The organism is Actinomycetes bacterium (assembly GCA_035506535.1).
In the GTDB taxonomy this organism is placed as follows: Bacteria; Actinomycetota; Actinomycetes; order DATJPE01; family DATJPE01; genus DATJPE01.
The window spans coordinates 31,163-55,450 of record DATJPE010000044.1 but is presented as its reverse complement, the minus strand read 5'-3'; the positions used below and the strand labels follow the sequence as shown (position 1 = coordinate 55,450).

General features: G+C 73.0%; 18 protein-coding genes. 11 read left to right on the top strand and 7 right to left on the bottom strand.

Features of this window, described 5'->3' with window-relative positions:
- Positions 1 to 127: 127 nt before the first annotated feature.
- The gene (locus VMI11_07185) at positions 128 to 1,960 is read right to left on the bottom strand and encodes a S8 family serine peptidase (protein HTY72196.1); all 1,833 of its coding nucleotides are present in this window, start codon (positions 1,958 to 1,960) and stop codon (positions 128 to 130) included.
- 311 nt (positions 1,961 to 2,271) lie between these two features.
- Positions 2,272 to 4,386, bottom strand: coding sequence for a heterodisulfide reductase-related iron-sulfur binding cluster (locus VMI11_07180; GenBank protein HTY72195.1), 2,115 nt, complete (start codon positions 4,384 to 4,386; stop codon positions 2,272 to 2,274).
- Between the two features lie 291 nt (positions 4,387 to 4,677).
- Here VMI11_07180 and dnaK point away from each other — a divergent pair, with 291 nt between their 5' ends.
- From dnaK to VMI11_07145, 7 genes are all read left to right on the top strand, one after another.
- A complete protein-coding gene (gene dnaK, locus VMI11_07175; GenBank protein HTY72194.1) occupies positions 4,678 to 6,534 on the top strand; it encodes a molecular chaperone DnaK in 1,857 nt (618 codons plus the stop codon).
- A complete protein-coding gene (gene grpE / locus VMI11_07170) occupies positions 6,531 to 7,175 on the top strand; it encodes a nucleotide exchange factor GrpE (protein HTY72193.1) in 645 nt (214 codons plus the stop codon). Before dnaK ends, grpE begins: the two co-directional genes overlap by 4 nt.
- 31 nt (positions 7,176 to 7,206) lie before the next feature.
- On the top strand, positions 7,207 to 8,367 hold the full coding sequence (gene dnaJ / locus VMI11_07165; GenBank protein HTY72192.1) for a molecular chaperone DnaJ: 1,161 nt from the start codon (positions 7,207 to 7,209) through the stop codon (positions 8,365 to 8,367).
- 5 nt (positions 8,368 to 8,372) lie between these two features.
- Positions 8,373 to 8,738, top strand: a complete 366-nt coding sequence (locus tag VMI11_07160) for a MerR family transcriptional regulator (protein HTY72191.1) — start codon at positions 8,373 to 8,375, stop codon at positions 8,736 to 8,738.
- A 65-nt stretch (positions 8,739 to 8,803) separates the two neighbouring features.
- A complete protein-coding gene (clpB, locus tag VMI11_07155) occupies positions 8,804 to 11,383 on the top strand; it encodes an ATP-dependent chaperone ClpB (GenBank protein HTY72190.1) in 2,580 nt (859 codons plus the stop codon).
- A gap of 120 nt (positions 11,384 to 11,503) precedes the next feature.
- Complete coding sequence (locus VMI11_07150) at positions 11,504 to 12,028, top strand: hypothetical protein (protein ID HTY72189.1); 525 nt, start codon at positions 11,504 to 11,506, stop codon at positions 12,026 to 12,028.
- A gap of 95 nt (positions 12,029 to 12,123) precedes the next feature.
- Complete coding sequence (locus tag VMI11_07145) at positions 12,124 to 12,792, top strand: hypothetical protein (GenBank protein ID HTY72188.1); 669 nt, start codon at positions 12,124 to 12,126, stop codon at positions 12,790 to 12,792.
- 32 nt (positions 12,793 to 12,824) lie between these two features.
- Here VMI11_07145 and VMI11_07140 read toward each other — a convergent pair whose 3' ends face one another.
- Together VMI11_07140 and VMI11_07135 are read right to left on the bottom strand one after the other, a co-directional pair.
- Positions 12,825 to 13,985, bottom strand: a complete 1,161-nt coding sequence (locus tag VMI11_07140) for a pyridoxal phosphate-dependent aminotransferase (GenBank protein HTY72187.1) — start codon at positions 13,983 to 13,985, stop codon at positions 12,825 to 12,827.
- A 37-nt stretch (positions 13,986 to 14,022) separates the two neighbouring features.
- The gene (locus tag VMI11_07135) at positions 14,023 to 15,000 is read right to left on the bottom strand and encodes a phosphotransferase (protein HTY72186.1); all 978 of its coding nucleotides are present in this window, start codon (positions 14,998 to 15,000) and stop codon (positions 14,023 to 14,025) included.
- A gap of 57 nt (positions 15,001 to 15,057) precedes the next feature.
- On the opposite strand from VMI11_07135, the gene VMI11_07130 reads away from it, so the two are divergent.
- Together VMI11_07130 and VMI11_07125 are read left to right on the top strand one after the other, a co-directional pair.
- A complete protein-coding gene (locus tag VMI11_07130; GenBank protein HTY72185.1) occupies positions 15,058 to 15,834 on the top strand; it encodes an SDR family NAD(P)-dependent oxidoreductase in 777 nt (258 codons plus the stop codon).
- A gap of 5 nt (positions 15,835 to 15,839) precedes the next feature.
- On the top strand, positions 15,840 to 17,372 hold the full coding sequence (locus VMI11_07125; protein ID HTY72184.1) for an ATP-dependent DNA ligase: 1,533 nt from the start codon (positions 15,840 to 15,842) through the stop codon (positions 17,370 to 17,372).
- Between the two features lie 5 nt (positions 17,373 to 17,377).
- On the opposite strand, the gene VMI11_07120 is transcribed toward VMI11_07125, so the two are convergent.
- Both VMI11_07120 and VMI11_07115 read right to left on the bottom strand, forming a co-directional pair.
- Complete coding sequence (locus VMI11_07120; protein HTY72183.1) at positions 17,378 to 18,610, bottom strand: serpin family protein; 1,233 nt, start codon at positions 18,608 to 18,610, stop codon at positions 17,378 to 17,380.
- A 59-nt stretch (positions 18,611 to 18,669) separates the two neighbouring features.
- Positions 18,670 to 21,558: a sigma-70 family RNA polymerase sigma factor gene (locus VMI11_07115; GenBank protein HTY72182.1), complete on the bottom strand. Its 2,889-nt coding sequence runs from the start codon at positions 21,556 to 21,558 to the stop codon at positions 18,670 to 18,672.
- Between the two features lie 209 nt (positions 21,559 to 21,767).
- Here VMI11_07115 and VMI11_07110 point away from each other — a divergent pair, with 209 nt between their 5' ends.
- Positions 21,768 to 22,547, top strand: a complete 780-nt coding sequence (locus tag VMI11_07110; protein ID HTY72181.1) for a hypothetical protein — start codon at positions 21,768 to 21,770, stop codon at positions 22,545 to 22,547.
- A 370-nt stretch (positions 22,548 to 22,917) separates the two neighbouring features.
- Here the strand turns inward: VMI11_07110 and VMI11_07105 are convergent, their stop codons facing one another.
- Positions 22,918 to 23,631: an alpha/beta fold hydrolase gene (locus VMI11_07105; protein ID HTY72180.1), complete on the bottom strand. Its 714-nt coding sequence runs from the start codon at positions 23,629 to 23,631 to the stop codon at positions 22,918 to 22,920.
- Positions 23,632 to 23,669: 38 nt separating this feature from the next.
- Here VMI11_07105 and pyrE point away from each other — a divergent pair, with 38 nt between their 5' ends.
- Positions 23,670 to 24,209 (top strand): orotate phosphoribosyltransferase, encoded by a 540-nt coding sequence (gene pyrE, locus VMI11_07100; GenBank protein ID HTY72179.1) that lies wholly within the window; start codon positions 23,670 to 23,672, stop codon positions 24,207 to 24,209.
- Positions 24,210 to 24,288 lie beyond the last annotated feature (79 nt).

The window sequence follows — 24,288 nt, the reverse complement described above, 5'->3', positions numbered from 1 at the left end:
ACGCGGCGTCGCGCGTGCTGGCGCTGCGACGCCGCGTCCCTTCCCGGGTGTCCCCCACGTCCGCGCGTGGGTGGACCCGGTCAGATCCAGGAGGCCCCGGCCATGCCGACCTCCTCCTCGCGCGGGCTCACGAGTAGTCCTCGCTGGCCCAGCCGGCGCCGGCCCATGAGGCGCCGGCCCACGACGCACCCGCCCAGGAGGCGCCGGCCCAGCTCGCGCCGGTCCACGACGCCCCCGCCCAGCTCGCGCCGGCCCAGGAGGCGCCGGCCCACGACGCACCGGCCCAGTCGTTGCCGGACCAGGTGACGCTGGCCCAGCTCGCGCCCGCCCACGAGGCGCCGGCCCACGAAGCGCCGTTCCACACCCCGCCCTGCCAGGCGTTGACCTGCTCCTCGGCGTTGGACAGGGCCGAGGTGTCGATCGGGTTGCCGAAGATGTCCTGCTCGCCGCTCAGCGTGCTGGTGCCGTCGCTGACGTGGTAGCTGCCTCGCGACGCCTCGATCGAGCCGGTGCCCGTCGAGCGGGTGAACCACTGCGCCGACGACCACGACGACGGGGCCGGGGCCGCGAGCGCGGCGGCGAGGTCGGGGACGACGCCCTGGGTGTTCAGGACGTTTCCGCCGGTTCCGACGAGGATCGCCTTGACCTGATTGGGCGTCAGGCCGGGCCTGGCGCTCAGCAGGTCCGCGACCATCCCGGAGACGATCGCGGCGGACTCCGACGTGCCGCTGCCGCGGATGTACTGGTCGTTGATCCCGCCGTTCGGCCCGAGCTGGTCGCTGACGTAGGACCCCGGGACACGGATCCCCTGGACGTGGACGCCGGGAACGTCCAGGTCCACCTTGCGCCGGCTGCCGCCCTGGGCGCTGAACGAGGCCAGGACGTCGGCCGCGGCCGATCCCTTCGTGTGGCCGTTCAGCGCGCCGACGGCGATGAGGTACGGGTCGGCGGCCGGCATCGTCAGTTTGGTCCCCCCGCCGTTTCCAGCTGAGGCGACCACGACGATGCCCTTGCGCCAGGCGACCTCGGCCGCGTGCGCCAGCGGGTCGAGCTGGTAGGACTGGGTCGAGTCGGTCCCGAAGGACAGGTTCAGGACCCGGATGTTGAGGTCCGACTTGTGCTCGACCACCCAGTCGATGCCGGCGATGACCTGCGAGACGTCCGCGCGACCCAACGCGTCGCCGACCTTGACGTTGACCAGCCGGGCGGCGGGCGCCATGCCCTGGTAGTCGCTCGTGGGGTCACCGGATGCCGGGTCGGCCGCGATGAGGCCGGCCATGAAGGTCCCGTGGCCGTTGAGGTCCAGGTAGCGAGTGTTGTCGTTCTGGCTGTCGAAGGACAGGTCCGGCCCGTTGATGATCGTCGTCCCGGCCAGTGAGTTCACGGGCGTGACGCCGGTGTCGATCAGGGCGACGGTGACCCCCTTGCCGGTGGCTCCCTTGGCCCAGCCCGCGTCGACGTTCAGGCTGTCCGCGATGCTGTACGCGGAGTTCGGGTCGCTCGTCTGGTCGTAGCTGTCGCTCTCGACGCTGACCGAGCCGTCCGGGGTGACCTCGGCCACGTGGGGCCAGCCGGCCAGCCGGGCGGCGGTCCCGGCGGGTACGCGGACCACCGCCTCGTCGACGACGCCCAGCGTGCGCGTCACCGTGAGGTGGCTGGCCCGCAGCTCGCGTAGCACGGCGGGCAGGTGCCCGGCGTCGGCGCGGACGAGGTAGGCCTTCTCTGCCGCCTGGCGCGGCGCTGCCGGCTCTGCCGCCTGGTGCGGCGCGGCCGGCACCGACGCGTGTGCGGCGGGCCCCACGGCCGCACCCGCGCCGAGTGCCAGGGCAAGCGCCGCGGTCACCGTGAGCGAGCGCCGAGCCGCGTCGCCCGCGACCGATCGTCGGGCGCGGCGGGCGCGCCGCGCGATCCAGCTGGCGCCGGGGCCGCGGCCCTCCGACTCCACGTGGTCCATTCCCATGACAGGTATCCCCCCCTGTCGCCCCGGCGGTCTGCCGAGGCGTCGGGTCACCGCCTCCCGAGTGCGGACGGTGATCCCTTCGCCACGAACTGTGGAGGTTCGCCGCCGCCTCCACCAGCCACCCGGGCCTTCTGTCACCCGCTCGGCGTACTCAGTCACCCCGAAGTGCCCAACCGTCACTCGCCGACAGCGCCGTGAACCGACCCCACCGCCCCCCCGGCTATTCCGAATGAACGCGGCGTTCCTGCGGACCTATTGGAGGAACGCCGCGTTCATTCGGAGAGATCGGACATCGGAAGGAGGAGAGGGGGTCAGGTCGGGGACTGGACGGCGCGGAGGAGGAGCTGGGCGATGTCGTTGACCTCGACCCCGGCGGCGCCGCCGGCCGCCTGCAGCTTGGTCACGCCGTCGCTGATCATCACCCGGCAGAACGGGCAGCCCGTCGCCACCGTCGCCGCCCCGGTTCCGAGCAGTTCATCGGTACGGGTCTCGTTCACCCGCTTGCCGATCCGCTCCTCCATCCACATCCTCGCTCCGCCGGCGCCGCAGCAGAACGAGCGTTCTCGGTGGCGGGGCGCCTCGGCGAGCTGGAGGCCGGGCACCGACGCCAGCAGGTCGCGCGGGGGCTGGTAGACCTTGTTGTGCCGGCCGAGGTAGCACGGGTCGTGGTAGACCGTCTTCTCCTCCACCGGGGCGACCGGTGTGAGGCGCCCCTCCCGGACGAGCCGGTTGAGCAGCTGGGTGTGGTGGACCACCTCGTACCGACCGCCCAGCTGCGGGTACTCGCGTCCCAGGGTGTTCAGGCAGTGCGGGCAGGTGGTCACGATCTTCTTCGCGCCGATGCCGTTGAGCACCTCGACGTTGGCCTGTGCGAGCATCTGGAAGAGGAACTCGTTCCCGGAGCGCCGGGCGGGGTCGCCGGTGCACGACTCGCCGTCGCCGAGGACGACGTAGGGCACCCCGGCGATGTGCAACAGCTCCGCCACGGCCTTGACGGTGCGCTTGGCGCGGTCGTCGAAGGCCCCGGCGCAGCCCACCCAGAGCAGCCACTCCACGTCGTCCGGGATGGTCTCGCCGCCGTCCTCGCCCACGACGCGCACCGGGAAGTCCACCTCGCCGATCCAGGCGTTGCGGACGGCGGCGTTCATCCCCCAGGGGTTGGCCTTGGTCTCGAGGTTCTTGAACAGGCCCCCCAGCTCGCCGGGGAACTGCGACTCCACGAGCACCTGGTAGCGGCGCATGTCCATGATGTGGTCGACGTGCTCGATGTCGACGGGGCACTGCTGCACGCACGCGCCGCACGACGTGCACGACCACAGCACGTCGGGATCGACCACCCCGTGCTCCTCGGCGGTGCCGACGAGCGGCCGCTCCGCCTCGGCGCGTACGTCCTCCGGCAGCCCGCCCCTGGCCTCCTCCGCCGCGAGGACGTACGGGGCCTTCCCGAACGCGTGGTCGCGCAGGCCCATCACCAGCAGCTTCGGGCTCAGCGGCTTGTCGGTGTTCCACGCCGGGCACTGGGACTGGCAGCGGCCGCACTCGGTGCAGGTGGAGAAGTCGAGCAGGCCCTTCCAGGTGAAGTCCTCGATCGCCCCGCGGCCGAAGACGTCGTCGTCCTTGGGGTCCTCGAAGTCGATGAGGTGGTCCCCCGAGGCCATCGGCAGGAGCGGCCCGAGGGCGTCCGGCCGGCGCTTGTACGCGACGTTGAACGGCGCGAACGCGATGTGCAGGTGCTTGGAGTACACGACGATGACCAGGAAGGCCATGATCACGATGATCTGGAGCAGCAGACCGACGGTCTCCACCCGCAGGTCATCGCTGCCCGTCGTGAGCGGGCCGAGCAGGTCGGCGACCCAGTTCGAGGCGAAGGCCCACTGCGACGGGTAGGGGAAGTCACCACGTTCGATCTGCGCGCCGCGGTAGAGCAGCAGCGTCCAGATGACGTTGAAGATCATGAACAGGACGAGCCACGCCGCACCCAGGTGCGAGCCGTAGAAGCGGGACCTTCGCCCCAACCGTCGCGGGCTGCTGCGCAGCCGGATGATCGCGAAGACGGCGACGCCGAGCAGGACCGCGACCGCGAACAGGTCCTCGACGAAAGGGATCCAGGCCCAGCCGTCGAGCACGGGGATCGAGAAGTTGCGGTCGATGATCGCGCCGTACGCCTCCACGATCGTCAGCCCCAGCACGAGGAAGCCCCAGAACACGAACGCGTGGGCCAGCCCCGGCACGGTCCACGCCAGCAGGCGGCGCTGGCCGACGACCTCCTGGACCTCGGTCTGGGTCACCGCCCCTGCGTCGACGTCCCGCCCGGTCAACGGCTGGCCCGAGTGGATCAGCCGGTAGAGCCAGTGCAGGCGCCGGGCGGCGACGGCGAGGGCGACCACCGTGACGAGCAGGGCGATGCCGGTCGCGAGGGCGTTCACAACAGCGAACCCTACCGATCCGGGCCGCGATGCTACTCACCGGTAACAACGACGCCAGACGAGTCGCAGTGGCCCGGGGGACGGGGGCAGGCAGGCCCGGCCCCGGCCACCGCTGGGCCTCCCTTGAGCCGACTCGACTCAAGGGAATTGACGCGACTAGGCTCGCGTTGGCATAGTGGAACGCAGTGAACCGGCCGAAACGTCCAGATCTGACCCGGATCTGACCAGATCTGACCCAGATCTGACCCCCAACCCACCCACCTGACCATCCATCGCAAGGAGAGCACTTCCATGGCCCGTGCCGTCGGTATCGACCTTGGGACGACGAACTCGGTCGTCTCCGTCCTCGAGGGCGGCGAGCCCACCGTCATCGCCAACGCCGAGGGGTCCCGTACCACCCCGTCCGTGGTGGCCTTCGCCAAGACCGGCGAGGTCCTGGTCGGCGAGGTCGCCAAGCGCCAGGCGGTGACCAACGTCGAGCGCACCATCCGCTCCGTCAAGCGCCACATGGGCACGACGTGGACCGCGGAGATCGACGGGAAGACCTTCACCCCGCAGCAGATCAGCGCCTTCGTCCTGCAGAAGCTCAAGCGCGACGCGGAGGCCTACCTGGGTGAGGGCGTGACCGATGCGGTGATCACCGTGCCGGCGTACTTCAACGACGCCCAGCGCCAGGCCACCAAGGAGGCCGGCGAGATCGCCGGGCTGAACGTCCTGCGCATCATCAACGAGCCCACCGCCGCGGCCCTGGCCTACGGCCTGGACAAGGCGGACAAGGAGCAGACGATCCTGGTCTTCGACCTCGGCGGCGGGACCTTCGACGTGTCCCTGCTCGAGATCGGGGACGGCGTCATCGAGGTCAAGGCCACCTCCGGCGACAACCACCTCGGCGGTGACGACTGGGACCAGCGCGTCGTCGACCACCTCGTCAAGGCCTTCCAGAACGGGCACGGCATCGACTTGTCCAAGGACAAGATGGCCCTCCAGCGGCTTCGCGAGTCGGCGGAGAAGGCCAAGATCGAGCTGTCGTCCTCCTCGGAGACGACGATCAACCTCCCCTACATCACGGCCAGCGCCGAGGGTCCGCTCCACCTCGACGAGAAGCTCACCCGCGCGCAGTTCCAGCAGATGACCCAGGACCTGCTCGACCGCTGCCGTACGCCCTTCGCCAACGTCATCAAGGACGCCGGGATCTCCCTCGCCCAGATCGACCACGTCGTGCTCGTCGGCGGATCCACTCGCATGCCCGCCGTGACCGACCTCGTGCGCGAGCTCACCGGCGGCAAGGAGCCCAACAAGGGTGTCAACCCCGACGAGGTCGTCGCCGTCGGTGCCGCCCTTCAGGCCGGCGTGCTCAAGGGCGAGGTCAAGGACGTCCTGCTCCTCGACGTCACTCCGCTGTCCCTCGGCATCGAGACCAAGGGCGGCATCATGACCAAGCTCATCGAGCGCAACACCACCATCCCGACCAAGCGGTCGGAGATCTTCACCACGGCGGACGACAACCAGCCGTCGGTGCAGATCCAGGTCTACCAGGGCGAGCGCGAGATGGCCGCGTACAACAAGAAGCTCGGCATGTTCGAGCTGACCGGCCTGCCGCCCGCACCGCGCGGTGTCCCCCAGATCGAGGTCACCTTCGACATCGACGCGAACGGCATCGTCAACGTCTCGGCCAAGGACCTCGGCACCGGCAAGCAGCAGTCGATGACCATCACCGGCGGCTCCGCGCTGCCGAAGGACGACATCGAGCGGATGATGCGCGAGGCCGAGCAGTACGCGGAGGAGGACCACAAGCGCCGCGTCGAGGCGGAGACCCGCAACACCGCCGAGCAGCTGGTCTACCAGACCGAGAAGTTCCTGGCCGACAACGCCGACAAGGTCCCGGCCGAGGCGAAGGCCAACGTCGACGAACCGTTGGCGGACCTCAAGAAGGCCCTGCAGGGCGAGGACGTCGACGCCATCCGTCAGGCCACCGAGAAGGTCGCGACGGCCAGCCAGGCGCTGGGGACGGCGATGTACGCCCAGGCGAGCCAGCAGGCCGCGCCGGGCGGCGGCGCCGAGGACGAAGGCACGCCGGGCGCCGCGCACCCCTCCAACGAGGAGGACATCGTGGACGCCGAGATCGTCGACGACGGTGAGAGCCAGTGAGCGAGTTCGAGGAGCGCCCGGTCTTCCGGGACAAGCGTCGCATCGACCCGCAGACCTACGCCGTGCGCGAGCCGGCTCCGAGCGAGTCCCCCAACGCCGAGCAAGCGCCGCCGAGTGCATCCGGCGACGGCGCACCGTCGCCGTCCGCCGTGGCCGGTGTCGCGGAGGAGACGACGGAGGAGGTCGCGGCGGAGGTCGGCGACGAGCTGGCGGAGCTGACCGCGGACCTGCAGCGCCTGTCGGCCGAGTACGCGAACTATCGGCGCCGCGTCGAGCGCGATCGGGCCGTGGTGCGTGAGTCGGCGGTGGCCGGTGTCGTCCTCGAGCTGCTGCCGGTGCTCGACGACATCGGCCGGGCGCGCGACCACGGCGAGCTCGAAGGCGCCTTCCGGGTCGTCGGGGAGTCCCTGGAGCTCACCGTGGCCAAGCTGGGCTTCGAACGCTTCGCCGAGCCCGGCGAGGCCTTCGACCCGACGCTGCACGAGGCGCTGACGGCTGTCGACTCGGTCGAGGTCGACGTCCCCACCGTCCTCGAGGTCTACCAGCCCGGGTACCGCTACGCGGGACGTGTGGTCCGTCCGGCCCGCGTCGTGGTGGCGCAGCCGACGACGGTCGACGTACCGCCGACCGCGCACCCCTGATCAGCATCGCCGTGTGGAGGGAGGGACCCCGATGAGCGCGAAGGACGACCTCGAGAACGACTACTACGCGATCCTCGGGGTGCCCTCCAGCGCCACCGCCGACGAGATCAAGAAGGCCTACCGCAAGCTGGCCAGGACCTACCACCCGGACGCCAACAAGGGCGACGCGGCGGCTGAGGAGCGGTTCAAGGACATCTCGGCCGCCTACGACGTGCTCTCCGACGACAAGCGGCGCAAGGAGTACGACGAGCTGCGCCGGCTCGGGGCGAGCGGCTTCCGCTTCCCGGGTGGGGGCGGCGCCGGGACCACCTACGACATGGGCGACGTCTTCGGTGGCGGCGGCGGCGCCGGCCCAGGCATGGGCGATCTCGGCGACCTGCTCGGCGGGCTCTTCGGCCGAGGCGGGCGCCGCCCGTCGCCGTCCGGTCCGCGCCGCGGCGCCGACGTCGAGTCCGACGTACGGCTGTCCTTCCGCGAGGCGGTCAGCGGGGTGACCGTCCCGCTGCGGCTGACCACTGACGGGCCGTGCGGCACCTGCCATGGCAGCGGCGCCAAGCCAGGCACCACGCCGCGGACCTGCCCGACCTGCCAGGGCTCGGGTCAGGTATCACGCAACGTGGCGGCGGGGTTCGCCTTCGCGGAGCCGTGCCACGGCTGCGGCGGGCGCGGCCAGGTCGTCGACGACCCGTGCCCCACCTGCCACGGCAGCGGCCAGACCTCGCACACCCGCACGGTGCACGCCCGCATCCCCGCCGGGGTCAAGGACGGACAGCGGATCCGCTTGAAGGGCAAGGGTTCTCCGGGCACCCGCGGCGCGCCCAACGGGGATCTCTACATCACCGTCCACGTCGCGTCGCACCCGCTGTTCGGCCGCAAGGGGGATCACCTGACCCTCACCGTCCCGGTCACCTTCCCGGAGGCCGCCCTCGGTGCGGACATCGCCGTGCCCACCCTCGACGGCTCGCCGGTGACCCTGCGGGTCCCGGCGGGCACCTCCTCCGGGCGCACCTTCCGGGTGAAGGGGCGCGGCGTCGCCAAGCACGACGGCTCGACCGGGGACCTGCTGGTCACCGTGGAGGTGAGCGTCCCGCACCGGGTCAGCGGCGCTGCACGAAGCGCGCTGGAGACCTACCGCGACGAGACGGCGGGTGACAACCCGCGCGAGGACCTGTTCCTCGAGGCGGGCCGGTGAGAGACATGAGCGACTCCCGCCCGTCCCGCGAGCGCTTCGAGCTCAGCGAGGACGCGCCCGTGTACGTCATCTCGGTGGCGGCCGCCATCAGCGGTCTGCACGCGCAGACGCTGCGGCAGTACGACCGGCTCGGGCTCGTCTCGCCGGGCCGGACCAGCGCCGGCCAGCGCCTCTACTCGATGCGTGACATCGAGCTGCTCCAAGAGGTGCAGCGGCTGTCCAACCAGGGCGTCAACCTGGAGGGGATCAAGCGGGTCCTCGCCCTCGAGAAGGAGGTCGAGCGACTCCAGCGCCGGCTGATGCGCCTGGAGGCCGACCAGCGCGCCGGAGCCCTCGTGGTGTGGCGCCCGCAGCGACGTAGCAGCGACTGACCACCAACAGACCACACCAACAGACCACACCAACAGACCACACCGACGAAGAAGAAGCCCCTTTCATGGACCTGACCACCCGTTCCCAGGAAGCCATCTCCGCGGCGCAGCAGCGCGCGGTCCGCGACGGCAACCCGCAGCTCGAGCCCGCGCACATGCTGCTCGCGCTGCTGGACCAGCCGGACGGCATCCCGGCCGCGCTGTTGCAGGCGGTGGGGGCGGACCGGGCGGCGCTGCGAGCCGAGGCCGAGGCTGCGGTGACGCGGCTGCCCCGGGCCACCGGCTCCACGGTCGGCGGACCGCAGGCGTCCGGCCCGCTGCAGCGGGTTCTCGCCACCGCTCAGGAGCGCGCCGCCGCCCGGGGCGACAGCTACCTCTCGACCGAGCACCTGCTGCTCGGGCTCGCCGCGAGCGGGGGGGACACCAGCGCCCTGCTGGCCCGCTTCGGCGCCAGTGACGCCGCGTTGACCGACGCCCTCGACCGTCTCCGCGGTGCCCAGAGGGTCACCAGCGCGGACCCGGAGGGAACCTTCCAGGCGCTGGAGAAGTACAGCGTCGACCTGACCTCGCGGGCCCGCGAGGGCAAGGTCGATCCCGTCATCGGCCGCGACGCCGAGATCCGCCGCGTGATCCAGGTGCTGGCCCGGCGCACCAAGAACAACCCGGTCCTCATCGGCGAGCCGGGCGTCGGCAAGACCGCGGTCGTCGAGGGGCTCGCCCAGCGGATCGTCGCGGGCGACGTACCGGAGTCGTTGCGTGGCAAGCGCCTGGTCGCCCTCGACCTGGGCGCGATGCTGGCCGGCGCGAAGTACCGCGGTGAGTTCGAGGAGCGGCTCAAGGCCGTCCTCGACGAGATCAAGGGCAGCGAGGGCCAGGTCGTCACCTTCATCGACGAGCTGCACACCGTCGTCGGGGCCGGTGCGGTGGGAGACTCCGCGATGGACGCCGGCAACATGCTCAAGCCGATGCTGGCCCGCGGCGAGCTGCGCATGGTGGGCGCCACCACCCTCGATGAGTACCGCGAGCACATCGAGAAGGACCCCGCCCTCGAGCGGCGCTTCCAGCAGGTGTACGTCGGCGAGCCGAGCGTCGAGGACACCGTCGCGATCCTGCGCGGCCTCAAGGAACGCTACGAGGCCCACCACAAGGTGGCGATCAGCGACGCCGCCCTCGTCGCAGCCGCCCAGCTCTCGGATCGCTTCATCTCGGGCCGGCAGCTGCCGGACAAGGCCCTCGACCTCGTCGACGAGGCGGCGTCTCGGCTCCGCATGGAGATCGACTCCTCCCCCATCGAGATCGACGAGCTGCGTCGCGCGGTCGATCGGCTGCGGATGGAGGAGATGGCCCTCGAGCGCGAGTCGGACCCCGCGTCGATGGCCCGACTGGAGACCCTGCGCAAGGAGCTCGCCGACCGGCAGGAGGAGCTGACCGCCCTCACCGCGCGCTGGGAGCAGGAGAAGGCCGGGCTCAACCGGCTCGGCGAGCTCAAGGAGCGCCTCGACGGGCTACGGGTCGAGGCCGACCGCGCCCAGCGCGAGGGTGACCTCGCCCGGGCGTCGCAGCTGTTCTACGGCGAGATCCCGGCGCTGGAGCGACAGGTCGCCGACGTGGAGGCGAGGGAGGCGCTCGCCGAGATGGCGACCGCGCCGATGGTCAAGGAGCAGGTGGGGCCGGACGACATCGCCGAGGTCGTCGAGGCGTGGACCGGTATCCCCGCGGGCCGCCTCCTCGAGGGCGAGACCGCCAAGCTGCTGCGCATGGAGGAGGAGATCGGGCGGCGCCTCGTCGGGCAGACCGCTGCGGTGCGTGCCGTCTCCGACGCCGTACGCCGGGCCCGGGCCGGCATCTCCGACCCCGACCGGCCGACCGGCTCCTTCCTCTTCCTCGGTCCCACCGGCGTCGGCAAGACCGAGCTCGCCAAGGCGCTGGCGGACTTCCTGTTCGACGATGAGCGGGCGATGGTCCGCATCGACATGAGCGAGTACTCCGAGAAGCACTCGGTTGCCCGTCTGGTCGGTGCCCCGCCGGGGTACGTCGGCTACGAGGAGGGCGGCCAGCTCACCGAGGCGGTGCGCCGGAGGCCCTACACCGTCGTCCTCCTGGACGAGGTCGAGAAGGCGCACCCCGAGGTCTTCGACATCCTGCTGCAGGTGCTCGACGACGGGCGCCTCACCGACGGCCAGGGCCGAACCGTCGACTTCCGCAACGCGATCCTGGTGCTCACGTCGAACCTCGGGTCGGTCTACCTCGTGGACGAGGCGCTCTCGGCCGCCGAGAAGCGCGAAGCGGTCATGGGGGTCGTACGCATGACGTTCAAGCCGGAGTTCCTCAATCGGCTCGACGACGTCGTCGTGTTCGACGCGCTGACCACCGACGAGCTGGCCCGCATCGTCGACCTGCAGGTGGACCGGCTCTCGGCCCGGCTCGCCGAGCGGCGGCTCACCCTGCGCGTCACTGCAGGGGCCCGCGAGTGGCTGGCCCTTGCCGGCTTCGACCCGGTCTACGGCGCGCGTCCGCTCAAGCGCCTGGTGCAGACCGAGATCGGAGACCGGCTGGCCCGCGGACTGCTCTCCGGCGCGGTGAGCGACGGCTCCGTCGTCACCGTCGACGTGGACCCGACGAACGCCGGGCTCGTCCTCGCCTGAGGGGTGCGTGAAGTCTCACCCTTCCGCCGGTAGCACGGTCGGGTCGCCGTCCTCCACCGTGGTCCCAGGTCGATCGCGGCGCAGTGGACGAGGCGACGGCCCACCGGGGGGACGTGCGCGATGGACGACCATGTGGGGCCGGTCCAGCCGGCGGAGCCTGGCTCCGCCGCCGTCGACGTGGGTCTGAGTGGCCCGGGCGCCCCTCCGGTGACGGCGGCCGAGTGGGGCGCACCGGTCGCCCCACCCGCCTCCGCGCCGCCGCGGGCGGCGGCCCTCGTGATGGGCATGGGAGCGGCCGTGGGCGCCGCCGTTGTCTGGGCGCTCGTCGCTCACCTGACCAATCACGACATCGGTTGGATGGCGATCGGCGTCGGGTGGTTCGTCGGGTTCGCCATGCGGGCGTTCGGTGCCCGCCGGGGCACCTTCAGCTCGGTGACGGCTGGTGCGCTCGCGGTGCTCGGTGTCGGGCTCGGACTCGTTCTCGCCACTATCGACGCGGTCAGCCGCTACTTCGACGTGAGCCTGCTCACGGCGATCGAAGGTCTGCGGTGGGGCGTCGTCGCCCAGGATCTCTCGTCGGATCCCTTGAACTGGCTGTTCCTGGTGCTCGCCGTGCTGACCGCGGTGCGGCTCGTCCGCCGCTGACGGCAGACCTCAAGGGGTCGAGCATCCGAGTCGATCCATGATCGAACGGATACCACCGTCGAGAGGCCTCAGAGGCCTTCAGCGAAAGAGGCCTCATGCGTCACGCACGAACCGGGGCCGACGTCGAGCCAGCGGTCGCGCCCGCAGAGGTCGCGGTCGGCCCTGCGGCACCGGTGGACCCTCTCGCCGGGTTGTGGGCGTGGCCGGAGGCACCCGGGCTGCCGCCGGCACAGGGGCCCGACCCGGTGCGTCTGCCCGCGGCCGACCAGCCCCGGCCGTCGGGTCCGCGGCACGGGTCCACCGGCGCCGGCCCGACCCCGGCCCAGCGCTACCCACGGTCCGTCGACGAACCGGCGCCCGTGTCGGCTGCGGCGCTGGCCCCGGTTGCGGCAGCCGGGGCGGCCGTTCTCGGTACGGCCTGTTGGCTGCTGCTTGCGCGTCTCACTGGGGGCGAGCTGGCTGCCCTCTCCGTGGTCGTCGGCGGCTTCGTGGGGGCGTCGATCCGCGTTGTCGGAGGGCGAGCGGACGAGCGCAATGTCTACTGCGCCGTCCTCTTCTCGCTGCTGGCCTCGGTCACCGGATTCACCGCCACCGCGGTGCAGTCGAGGATGTCCGAGCTGGATGTCGGCTGGCGACAGGCCATCGCAGGGTCGCGCTGGAACGACCTGGTCACCGGTATCGGCACGTCGCCGCTGCACTGGGGGCTCGCCGCCCTCGCCGTAGGCGCGTCCCTGGCCGTCGTGAGCCTTCGCGCTCAGGGGTAACCCCCGGTCGTCCGGGGCCGACGTACGCGCCCTCAGCCGAACGCCGTCGCCAGCCGGGCGACGGCCTCGTCCAGGACGAGGTCGGCCTTGCAGAAGGCCCAGCGCACCAGCGGTCCGCCGATCTCCTGGTCGTCCCAGAAGACGGCGTGGGGGATGGCCACCACACCGGCCCGGCCGGGCAGCTCGCGGCAGAAGTCGAGGCCGCTGGCGTAGCCCAGCGGCCGTACGTCGGTCGTCGCGAAGTAGGTGCCTCGCGGCACGTGCACCTCGAGTCCGAGCCCGGCCAGGCCGGCGCAGAGCCGGTCTCGCTTGCCCCGCAGCGTCGAGGCTAGGCCGGTGAAGTACTCGTCCGGCAGCCGCAGCCCACGCGCGACGGCCGGCTGGAACGGCGCACCGGAGGTGTAGGTCAGGAACTGCTTGACCGTGCGCACCGCGGCCACCAGGTCCGCCGGACCGGTCACCCACCCGATCTTCCAGCCGGTCATCGAGAACGTCTTGCCGGCCGAGCCGAACGACAGGGTGCGCTCCCGCATGCCGGGCAGCGTCGCAGCCGCGACGTGCGGGCGCTCATAGGTCATGTGCTCGTAGACCTCGTCCACGACGACGACCAGGTCCCGCTCGACGGCGAGCGCCGCCACCGCCTCCAGCTCCTCGCGGGAGAGCACCGCGCCGGTCGGGTTGTGCGGGGTGTTCAGCAGGAGCAGCCGGGTCCGGTCGGTGACCGCGTCGCGCAGCTGGTCGACGTCGAGGTCGTACGTCGGCGGCCGGAGCGTGACCGGCCTCCGGAGCGCCCCGGCGAAGCCGATGCAGGCGACGTAGGAGTCGTAGTAGGGCTCCAGGACGACGACCTCGTCACCCGGGTCGACCAGGCCGAGGAGCGCCGCCGCGATCGCCTCGGTGGCGCCGGTGGTGACGAGGACCTCCGTGTCCGGGTCATACGCCAGGCCGGTGAACCGCTGCCGGTGGTGGGCGACGGCCTCGCGCAGCTCGGGGATCCCCGGGCCCGGCGGGTACTGGTTCATCCCGGCCCGGATCGCCTCGATCGCCGCGTCCACGACCTCCTCGGGGCCGTCGCTGTCGGGGAACCCCTGGCCCAGGTTGACCGAGCGGGTCGCGGTCGCAAGGGCCGACATCTCGGCGAAGATCGTCGTCCCGAGTCCGTGCGTCCGCAGCGCGCCGCGGGCTCGGCGCAGCTGTCCTGACCCCACCCGCGAAGACGGCTCCACTGGCTCAGACTAAGAGCTCCTCCAGCCAGCCCCAGACGTTTGCGCCCCACCGCGCCCGCTCGGCGCCCTCGGCGTCGAGCAGCGCGCGCCGCCACGACAGCGCGCGTCCGATGGGCGCCAAGCGGACGGCCAGGTCGGCGTCGGCCGCCAGGTCCTCCATCGACGCCAGCTCCGACCAGCACGCCAGGTAGGCGTCACGCGGGGCGAGCACCGCCGGGTCGTCGACCGGCACCGAGCGCGCGGTGGCGAAGCTGCGGAGGCTGACCAGGAGCGTGGCGAAGGGATGACCGACGCTCGCGTCACCCCAGTCGAAGATGCGGTAGGACCGCGTCCCGCCGGCGTCCGTGCCAGCGAAGACGTTGTTGTCATGCAGGTCGTCGTGCTGCACGCACATCGGTACCGGCGAGCCGGCGAGCCGTTCGCAGGCCTCGTCCACCTCGGGGAGACGGGCCAGCAGGCGCCGGTAGGTCGTCTCAGGCATCCCTCCCTCCAACCCGACCCGCATCCACTCCTGGTCGTCGAGCAGGCCGCGCAGCAGCGACGGCAGGTGCTCGGGGCGCAGGTCGGGGACGCCGGCGTCGAGGAGCGTGGGCAGGGCCTCGGCGCTGGCCTGCTGGAGCACGGCGTACTCGGCCAGTACCGCCGCCATCTCCTGCCCGGTGAGCGGCGCGTCTCCCCGGCTCGCGCGAAGGGTCGGCCCGCCGTCGGCGGACAGCCACCACGGCCCCCGTGACGCCAGGGGTGCCTCCACGGCCCCGGGCACGAGGTGCGCGAGCAGGCTGACGAGGGCGGGCTCGTATGTCGTCCCGCCCCGGTTGACCTTCAGCCACACGGGTCCCGCGCCGGTCGGCAGCCGGACCACGCGTGACCAGGGGCGGTCCTTGACCTCGACCGGATCGGCGGTGGGGAACCGGCCGAGACCACGCAGGGCGTCCCAAGCCCAGGTGAGGGGATCCGGTGCCGCGGATCGGTCGGCTCCCACCTCAGCCTCCTCGGTACCGGCGTGGCCGTCGTCACCCCACCGTGCCACGGTGGGGACATGGCCACATCGACCGCGCTCGTCACCGGGGCGACGTCGGGCATCGGAGCAGGCTTCGCCCGGCGGCTCGCCGCCGACGGCTACGACCTCGTCCTCGTCGCTCGCGACAGCGCCCGGCTCGACGCCACCGCGGCGGACCTCGCCCACCGGTTCGGGGGCGACGTCGACGTGCTCGTGGCCGACCTGGCGACGCGGGAGGACGTGGCACGCGTCGTGGAGCGGCTCGCCGATCCCGCCCACCCGGTCGACCTGCTGGTGAACGACGCGGGCTTCACGCTGGGGACCTCCTTCGTGCACTCGAGCCCCGAGGACCTCGAGCGCGAGCTGGACGTGCTGGTGCGTGCCGTCCTGCTGCTGACCAGGGCCGCGCTGCCCGGCATGCTCGAGCGGGGCTCGGGCGCGGTCGTCAACGTCTCGTCGGTGGGGGCCTACGTCCCGGCTGGGACGTACAACGCAGCGAAGTCCTGGGTCAGCTCCTTCACGACCGGCCTGGCCCGGCAGGTCGCCGCTCGCGGGGTGCGCCTGATGGCGCTCGAGCCCGGGTTCGTGCACACGGAGTTCCACCAGCGGGCCCACCTGGACATGAGCCGGCTGCCCTCGTGGGCCTGGCTGGACGTCGACCCGGTCGTCGACGCCGCGCTGCGCGACCTCGCGCGCGGGCGGGTCCGCTCGGTTCCCGACCTGCGGTACAAGACGGCGGCCACCCTCGCCCGGTACCTGCCGTCGGCGGTCGTGTCGCGCTACTACTACCGCAACCGCCGGCCCGCGGCGGACTGAGGACCGTGCTCCTGGCCAGGCTCGCCGAGACCTCCGCCGACGTTGCCGCGACGTCCGCGCGCTCGCGCAAGGTGGAGCTCCTGGCGGCGGCGCTGCACGACGCCGCGCCCGAGGAGGTCGAGACCACGGTCGCGTTCCTGTCGGGCGAGCTGCGGCAACGACGGACGGGGGTCGGCTGGGCCACGCTGCGCGACCTGCCGCTACCGGCCGAGCGGGCCACGCTCACCGTGGCCGAGGTCGACACGGCCTTCCGGGACATCGCGCAGGTGTCCGGTCCCGGCGCGGTGAGCACCCGCCGGGTCCTGCTCGAGAAGCTGTTCGGCGCCGCGACCGCCCCGGAGCAGGCCTTCCTGTCCGGGCTCGCCCGGGGCGAGCTGCGCCAGGGGGCGCTGGAGTCCCTCGTGGTGGACGCGCTCGCGAGGGCGGCCGGCCTGCCCGCACCGGACGTACGCCGTGCCGTCATGCTGCGCGGCAGCCCCGGGCCGGTCGCGGCCGCCGTGCTGGAGTCGGGCGCCGACGCGGCGGCCGCGGTGCGGGCCTTCCACCTGGAGGTCGGCCGGCCGGTCCAGCCGATGCTCGCCCAGAGCGCCCCGACGGTGGCCGAGGCCCTCGGCCGGGTGGGTCGCGCGGCGGTGGAGTGGAAGCTCGACGGCATCCGCGTGCAGATCCACCGCGACGGCTCCGACGTGGGAGTCTTCACGCGCACGCTCGACGACGTCACCGACCGGCTGCCGGAGATCGTCGACGCCGTGCGCGCCCTGCCCCTGCGCAGCGCGGTGCTCGACGGCGAGGCCATCGCGGTGCACCCGGACGGTCGCCCGCGCCCGTTCCAGGTAACCGGATCGCGCGTCGGCTCGCGGATCGACCTCGAGCGGGCACGGCGGGAGACACCGCTCACGCTGTACGTCTTCGACGCGCTGCACCTCGACGGGGCGGACCTGCTGTCCCTGCCGGCGGCGGTCCGCCACCAGGCGCTGGCGTCGGTCGCGCCGTCGGGGCTGCTCGTCCCCCGGCTGGTCACCGACGACAACGAGATCGCCGCGGCGTTCCTCGACGAGGCCCTCGGACGTGGCCACGAGGGCGTGCTCGTCAAGGCGGTCGATGCGCGCTACGACGCGGGCCGTCGCGGTGCCGCCTGGGTGAAGGTCAAGCCGGTGCACACCCTCGACCTCGTGGTGCTCGCGGCGGAGTGGGGGTCTGGGCGTCGTCGTGGCTGGCTCTCCAACCTGCACCTCGGCGCGCGCGACCCCTCGACGGGCGGATTCGTGATGCTGGGCAAGACGTTCAAGGGCCTGACCGACGAGATGCTGCGATGGCAGACCGAGCGGCTGCTCGCTCTCGCCATCGACCGGAGTGACTGGGTGGTGACGGTCCGCCCGGAGCTCGTCGTGGAGGTCGCCTTCGACGGCGTGCAGACCTCCTCGCGCTATCCGGGCGGGATGGCGCTGCGCTTCGCGCGCGTGGTGCGGCATCGCCCGGACAAGTCCGCGGAGCAGGCAGACACCGTCGACGACGTACGGGCCCTGCACCGCCGCTGAGGTGATCAGCTGCGGGTGGGGTCACCGACCCAGGACAGGAACAGCGGGGACCCCGTTGCGGTGTCGCGCACGAGGAACAGGAACGGTCGGTCGAAGCTCAGGTGATGCTGGTCCAGGCGCGCCGAGGTCGCCATGGCCCCGCCGGTCGCGGCCGCTGCACGTGTCCCCGACTCGTCGACCTCGACGACGACCTTCTGCACGACCTGGCTGAGGAAGGCGCCGGGATGGATCGCTGAGTAGTCCCCGTCCGCCGGCAGTCCGAGCCGGGTCAGGGTCGGCAGGAGCTGGTGGGTCTGCTCGAGGCGCATGCGGGGCAGCCGCACGGTCGTGCTCGCCATCGCTCGGCCGAGCAGCGTGTCGAGGGCGCTCGCCGACGGGACCGTGCAGGCGGAGCTCGCCTCGGGAGGCAGCATCGCCACCGCGCTGAGCGTGCCGCCCTGGTAGGGCAGGGTGGCCGCCTGCCAGCCGTCGGCCGCGGTCCAGTCGAAGACCTGGGTCGTCGACATCATGGGGACCGTCACGGGGCCGGCTGCCGTGGTGAAGGTCGCGTCGTCGGAGTGCGGGTCGAAGGCCTGCTGCCACCTGGCGTCGAGGTAGACCGCGTTCGTGAGGACGTCGACCGTGCCGGCGTCGAGCGGCCGGTCGAACAGCGTGGGGATCAGCCCCTCGGTGTCGTGGTCCACCGCGGCGTTGATCGAGTCCGTCGCCGCCGCCGGCGCTCCGGCGAAGTCCACGGTGCGCAGATCGGCGTCGAAGGCGGTGCGGATGTCGTCGAGGTAGGTCTGCTGAGGCCGGGCGCCTGCCTGCGCCCACACGTGGTTGCTCACGAGGACCCGGGCGTGCGGGTCGCTCGCCAGCGCCGCCAGCGACCGGGTACGGGCCTGCTGGGCGGCGATCAGGTCCTGACCCCACGCCGGCAGGTGCAGGAGGTGCGCCAGCCGGTGGCGCGTCACGCCCCCGGCGCCGGCGTCGAGCAGGCCGAGCAGGTCGGCCAGGCTCGCGGGCGAGAGGGTGAGGTTCGCCGAGTGGGTGGTGTGGCACAGGGCGCTCAAGACGTCGAGCCCGAACGCCCGCTGGGCCGCGCCGACGTCGCTGGCGGTGAGCGTGCCGACCGGGAGGGTGCGGGCGCGACCGGTCAGGCGTACCGCTCCGGTCGCGCCTTCGCCCGTGGCGCAGGCGCTGAACCCCAGGGCGAGCAAGGCCAGGGCCGGCCAAGGCAGTCGGCCGGTCCCGCGCATCCTCGTTCCCCCCGTCGTCTCCCCGTGAGACGCCCGGGTGGGCGGTCGGGTTCCGAGCTTCAGCCGGCCGCCGAGACGGTGATCACCCCGACGAGGAAGACGTCCTGCTTGGTGGTCGCGACCAGGGTCGCCTCGTCGGCGGCGAAGGTTGCCCCGGACAGTGCCTTGGCGTCGGTACCGAAGCTGTTGGCGTCGCTGGCGCCGGTGGCCGTCGAGTCCGCGACGTTGTTCGCGTCCTCGTGGCCGGACGTCGGGGTGAGCGCCGTTCCGTCGAGGCTCATGCTGTCGCCGGTGATGCCCGCGTCGCCCTCCCAGGCGACCAGGCCGATCCGCGCCGCCTCGCCGGCCGTGCCGGCGACGGTGAACGAGACCGGTGCGGTCGGGGTCACCGGCTCGAAGCCCTCGAACACGCTCACCTTGCCCTCGGGCCGGGTCGCGTCGCCGTAGACGACGACCAGGGACCAGCCCGCGTAGTGCGTCGCGCCGGGGGACACCCCTGCGTCGGCCAGCGTCCACGTGCCCGCCCCGCCCGCCTCGACCAGGTCGGTCACGTCGGCGAAGGACTGGTAGTCCTGGCCCTGGGCGGTGCTCGCGCGGTCCACGCGCTCGGCGGTGACGTCGCTCTGGGTCCCGCTCGGGTCGGTCAGCCGGACGCTGCCCAGCGTGGCGTCGTCCGCCCCCTTGGGCGTGCTCCCGGACCAGTACAGTCCGGCGAAGACCACGTGGCCGTTGGCCGGGAGGCCCAACGTGGTGCTGGAGGAGTCGGTCGTGGTCGGGTCGGTGTCGGTGTCGACCGGCACCATGCCCCACGAGTCGTTGTTGAGGGTGTCACCGCGCCCGGCCCTGGCGTCGGCACATCCCTTGGCGCTCGCGGGACAGGTCAGCAGCGGTGCGCCGACCTCGGTCACACCGAGGTGGCCGCGCCCCGCCCACCGCGCGGACAGGCCGGTGGCGGCGACGCCCGCGGTGCCGGTCGCGGTCACCGGGGTGAGCCCGGTGCCGCTCACCGTGACGCTCACCGGGGTGGTGCCGGCCGAACCGGCGGCGGCGCGTACCGCAAGGTAGACGCTGGAGGAGTCACCGGGTGCCAGGTCCGGCCCGGTGCAGGTCACGGTGCCCGTCGTGCCCGTGCAGATCCACTCACCCGAGACGACGAAAGGCTCGGCGAGGACGGCGCCCACGCCGTAGCCGGAGCCGGAGCGTACGGCCGTACCGGTGAGCGAGACGCCCGGCGGCAGGACGACGCTCGCCGTGAGTCCCGTCGCGGGATCGGAGCCGCTCGCCGACAGGGTGAAGCCGACCATGCCGTCGTGGCCCGCGACCAGGTCGCCGAGCGGCTCGAGATTGACGGCGAGGGCCGTCGCGGAGGTGGTCGGGCTGGCGGAGGGGGACGACGACCCGATGGGCGACGTGCTCGGCGAGGCGCTGCCGCTGTCGGTGGGGGACGGGCTGGGCGAGTCCGACCCGCCGCCCGAGAGGGACGAGCTGGGCGTCGGCGAGCCGCTCGGTGAGGCCGTGCTGGTCGGGCTGCTGGTGGGGCTGCTCGTCGGGCTGGGCGAGCCGCTGGAGTGCCCGGAGCCGGTGGGTGTCGGGGAGGCCGACGCGGACTGGCTGGAGGAGGCCGACGGGCTGGCCGACGACGTCGGTGACGCGGAGGAGGGTGCCGGCGAGGAGGACGAGGGGGACGATGAGGACGACGAGGACGACGAGGACGGCGGCGGCAGGACCGGCGGTACACCGGCCGAGCTGCCCGACCCGGGGCCTGCTGACCCGGAGCCGCCGGAGCCGGTCGATCCGCCGGACCCGGTCGATCCGCCGGACCCGGTCGAGCCGCCGGTCACGACGCGAAGCCCACCGCCCGAGCCCGCGTTCCCACCCGAGGCCGCCGAGGAGGCGACGGTGCGGGGCTCGGACACGGCGTCCAGCGTCGCCTTGTGGTGGTTCGTGAGCAGCCCGGCGGCGGTGACCACGCTCGCGACGCCGACCACGAGGACGGCGGCGACGCTGGCGGCAACCGCCGGCGTACCGGCGGAGGAGATCCCCTGGCCGGCGCGCGTGACCCAGCGCACCGGACCCGAGGCGGTGGCGGTGGCCGACCCCGCGTGGGCCGTGGCGGCCCCGTGCAGCACCCCGCCCACCCCAGCACCGAGCAGACCCGCCTTGAGGGCGGCGATCCCGGCGGTGCCCAGGACCAGCGGACCGATGACGACGCGCATGCCGTGGCTGACGTCGGTGAGCTCCAGGACCAGCGCGCGGCACTTGGGGCATCCCTCGAGATGCTGGTCCACCTGGGCGGTCTCGCGTCGCGAGAGTCCGCCGCGGGCGTAGGCCCCCAGCTTGTCGTGCACGGCGGCGCAGCCGTCGGGGACCTCACCGAGCAGGTGCTGCTGGAGGTAGGCCTGCCGCAGGCCCTCGCGAGCCCGGTAGGCGAGCGCGGAGACGCCGTTGGGGGTCAGCCCGAGCAGTACCCCGACCTGGGCGGGGGACAGCCCCTCGACCTCGGTGTGCCACAGGACCGCCTGCCAGCGCTCGGGGAGCGTCCGGAACGCCTCCGCCACCAGGGTCTTCTCGAGGCCCTCGAGGGCGGGGTCGACGAAGGGGACCCCGGGGTCGTACGGGCTGAGGTCGTCGGTCGGCCGGACCCGTCCGCCGGCCTTGGTCCGGTCGTAGGCGACGCGTCGGACCGTCGTGTACAGGTACGCGCGGAAGGCGGCATCGGGCCCGCCGCCGGCCTGCAAGACCTGCAGGATCTTGGCGAAGGACTCCGACACGAGGTCCTCCGCCTCGGCCGGGTCACGTACCAGTTGGCGGGCCAGGCCGCGGGCGGCCGCCTCGTGGCGGGTGTAGAGCTGGCCGAAGGCCTCGGCGTCGCCGGCGCGGACGGCCGTGATGAGCTCGGCGTCGCTCGGACCCACCGCGTCCGCGGTGATGCCCGGCTGCTGGCTCACGAAGGCCTCCTCCTCTCGGCCGACCCTGGGTGTCGGTCGGTACGGCGCGCGCGGCGGCCGACCCACACCAGGGTCCCTTGGTCGCATCGGGTTTCCAAACGCGGACGCTGAGTCACCGGGTGCCTTCCCTGAGGGTGAGACCCACCGGTTCACCCGAACAGAGCAGCCGGACCCGCGTCATGAAGCGCCGCTCGGGCTGTCTCCTCGGCGTGGATCTCCGTATCGAGCGCGCCCCGAGCGTCGTCACCTCCGTCGACGAGCTGCTCGAGCGCTGGCGCCTGGGCAGCCTCGACGTCGCCTGGGCGCGCCCCTCGGACTGGTACGACCCGGCGGTCGACGCGCTGGCCGAGGCGGTCGCCGAGGGCCGGGACGCCGTACCGGCCGCGGACCGGCTGGGCCGCGCGCGGGCCGCCGTCGGGGTCGGGCTCTCGGAGGCGCTCGACGACCTCGCGGCGCTGTACACGGCCGCTGGGCGCGGCGAGCCGCCGCTCGGGGTCGTCCGCGCGCTGGCCGAGGGCTGGGTCGACGCCGGCGTCTCGCCGGTCCGGGCCCGCGCCTGCGAGGACCCGCTGACCGGTCTGGCGACGGCGTCCTATCTGCGGCTGCGGCTGAAGGAGACCTACGCTCGCGCGGCGCGCACCCACGTGCCGGTGAACCTCACCCACTGCCTGGTGGTGCTCGACGCCCACCTCGCGGAGACCCACCCGTGGCAGCGGATGGCGCGGGCGTGCGTCCTGGGTGCGGCGATGGCTGAGGTCTTCGACGGCGGCGACCCGCTGGCCGCCCTGCCCGGCGGGCGTTTCGTGGCGCTCGCTCGCCGTGACGATGAGCTGAATCCCGCGTTGGCGCGCCTGCGCGACGCGGTCGAGGACCGGGTGGGCCGGGCCGGCCTGGGCGTGGTCGTGCGCCGCCCACCGCGGATCTGGGTCGAGGGCCTGCCCCCTGACACCCAGGTCGCCCTACAGCTGCTCGACGAGCTCGAGCGCTGAGGGCGCCGCGCGGTGGGGACCGCCTCCTGGAGGGGGGAGGCGGTCCCCACCGTCGCCCCCTGGCTCTTCCCACCAAGCCGTCCCCCCAGCGGCTTCCCACCAAGCCGCGTCCCCCTGGCTCTTCCCACCAAGCCGTCCCCTGGCTCTTCCCACCAAGCCGTCCCCCAGCGGCTTCCCTGCAGAAGTCCCATATGTCCGGTTCTTGCCACCCCTGGAGGGGGACAAATGGGACTTCTGCCGTACCGCGTTCTGCAGAAGTCCCATTTGTCCGGTCGATCCGCCCGCGGAAAGGGGACGAAAGGGACTTCTGCAGAACGGGCGGCGGATGGTCGGCTTCGGGCGCGGGGGCGATGCGGGCGGTGGGTGCAGGTCAGGGGGCGTGCAGGGCGCTGAGCAGCCGGTCGAGCGCGGCGGCGGTGCCGTCCGGGTCGGCGAGGGCGGCGAAGTGCCCTCCAGGGTGCTCCACGACCGGCCAGCCGCGCGAGGCCGCGATACGTGCCACGCGTTCGTAGGCAGGGGAGGTCAGCAGGTAGCCGACCGGCGCGTCCGGCCATCCACCTGGCTCCCCGTCGCCGGCGGTCGGCAGCGGCTCGTCGAAGAACGCCTTCCCGCGCGGGCGCAGACCGGCGAGGAGCGCGCGCCGGGACTCGGGATCCGTTACCTCCCCGGCGAGGTCGGCATCGCTCCACGCCGGGAAGCGCCCGCCCGCGGCGAGCTGGTCACGCAGCTGCGCGGCGAACGCGTCGTCCTCGACGGCGAGCAGGTCCAGTCGGTTGCCGGGACGCTCCCGCGGCAGTGAGGCGTCGAGGAACACGTACGCCGCGACCGTTCGTCCCCTCGCCCGCAGGGCGGCGCCCAGCCGTGGGAGCAGGGGCCCCGCGCCGCTGTGGCCGACGAGGGCGAGCCGTCCCGTCACGTCGGCCACCCCGGCGCACCCGGCGATCCAGCGGATGGCGTACGGCGGGTCGTCGTCATCGGTGGGATCGGCGATCACCACCTCGTGGCCGAACCGGACCAGCCGTTCCCCCAGCGCGCCCCAGGCGATCGCGCGGGTCAGGGGCGAGGGGCACAAGACGACGGCCACGCCGGCCAGCCTGCCGCACGCGGATAGCGTGGCGCCCCGTGAGCGACGTACGGGCACAGCTCCTCGACCACATCACGCGCAAGGCCGTCGTCCACGGCCGAGTCGTGCTGTCCAGCGGGCGGGAGGCCGACTACTACGTCGACCTGCGCCGCATCACCCTCGACGGCGAGGCGGCCCCCCTGGTCGGTGACGTCATGCTCGACCTCACCGCGGACCTGGGCTACGACGCGGTCGGCGGGCTCACCCTGGGCGCGGATCCGGTGGCGACGGCCATGCTGCACGCGGCGGCGCGCCGGAGCGCCCGGCTGGACGCCTTCGTCGTGCGCAAGGAGGGCAAGGCGCACGGGCTGCAGCGGCGCATCGAGGGACCGGACGTCGCCGGGCGGCGCGTCCTGGCGGTCGAGGACACCTCGACGACGGGCGGGTCGGTGCTGACCGCGGTCTCGGCGCTGCGCGAGGCGGGCGCCGAGGTGGTGGGTGTCGCCGTCATCGTCGAGCGGGGGGCGGCGGCGGCGGTCGCGGCTGCCGGGCTGACGTACCGGGCGGCCTTCACCCTCGCCGACCTCGGCCTCGCCTGAGCCTCGGCGGCTGGAGCCTGGCCCTGGCCTGAGTCTCGGCCGCCGGAGCCCGGCCCCGCAGCGTCTACCCGCGGCGTGA

Bases quoted from the DNA above. Each gene is read 5' to 3' on its own strand.
- clpB (HTY72190.1), top strand. From the start codon at position 8,804: ATGGACCTGACCACCCGTTCCCAGGAAGCCATCTCCGCGGCGCAGCAG.
- dnaJ (HTY72192.1), top strand. From the start codon at position 7,207: ATGAGCGCGAAGGACGACCTCGAGAACGACTACTACGCGATCCTCGGG.
- VMI11_07160 (HTY72191.1), top strand. From the start codon at position 8,373: ATGAGCGACTCCCGCCCGTCCCGCGAGCGCTTCGAGCTCAGCGAGGAC.
- VMI11_07185 (HTY72196.1), bottom strand. From the start codon at position 1,960: ATGGGAATGGACCACGTGGAGTCGGAGGGCCGCGGCCCCGGCGCCAGC.
- dnaK (HTY72194.1), top strand. From the start codon at position 4,678: ATGGCCCGTGCCGTCGGTATCGACCTTGGGACGACGAACTCGGTCGTC.
- VMI11_07120 (HTY72183.1), bottom strand. From the start codon at position 18,610: ATGCGCGGGACCGGCCGACTGCCTTGGCCGGCCCTGGCCTTGCTCGCC.
- VMI11_07150 (HTY72189.1), top strand. From the start codon at position 11,504: ATGGACGACCATGTGGGGCCGGTCCAGCCGGCGGAGCCTGGCTCCGCC.
- VMI11_07145 (HTY72188.1), top strand. From the start codon at position 12,124: ATGCGTCACGCACGAACCGGGGCCGACGTCGAGCCAGCGGTCGCGCCC.
- VMI11_07130 (HTY72185.1), top strand. From the start codon at position 15,058: ATGGCCACATCGACCGCGCTCGTCACCGGGGCGACGTCGGGCATCGGA.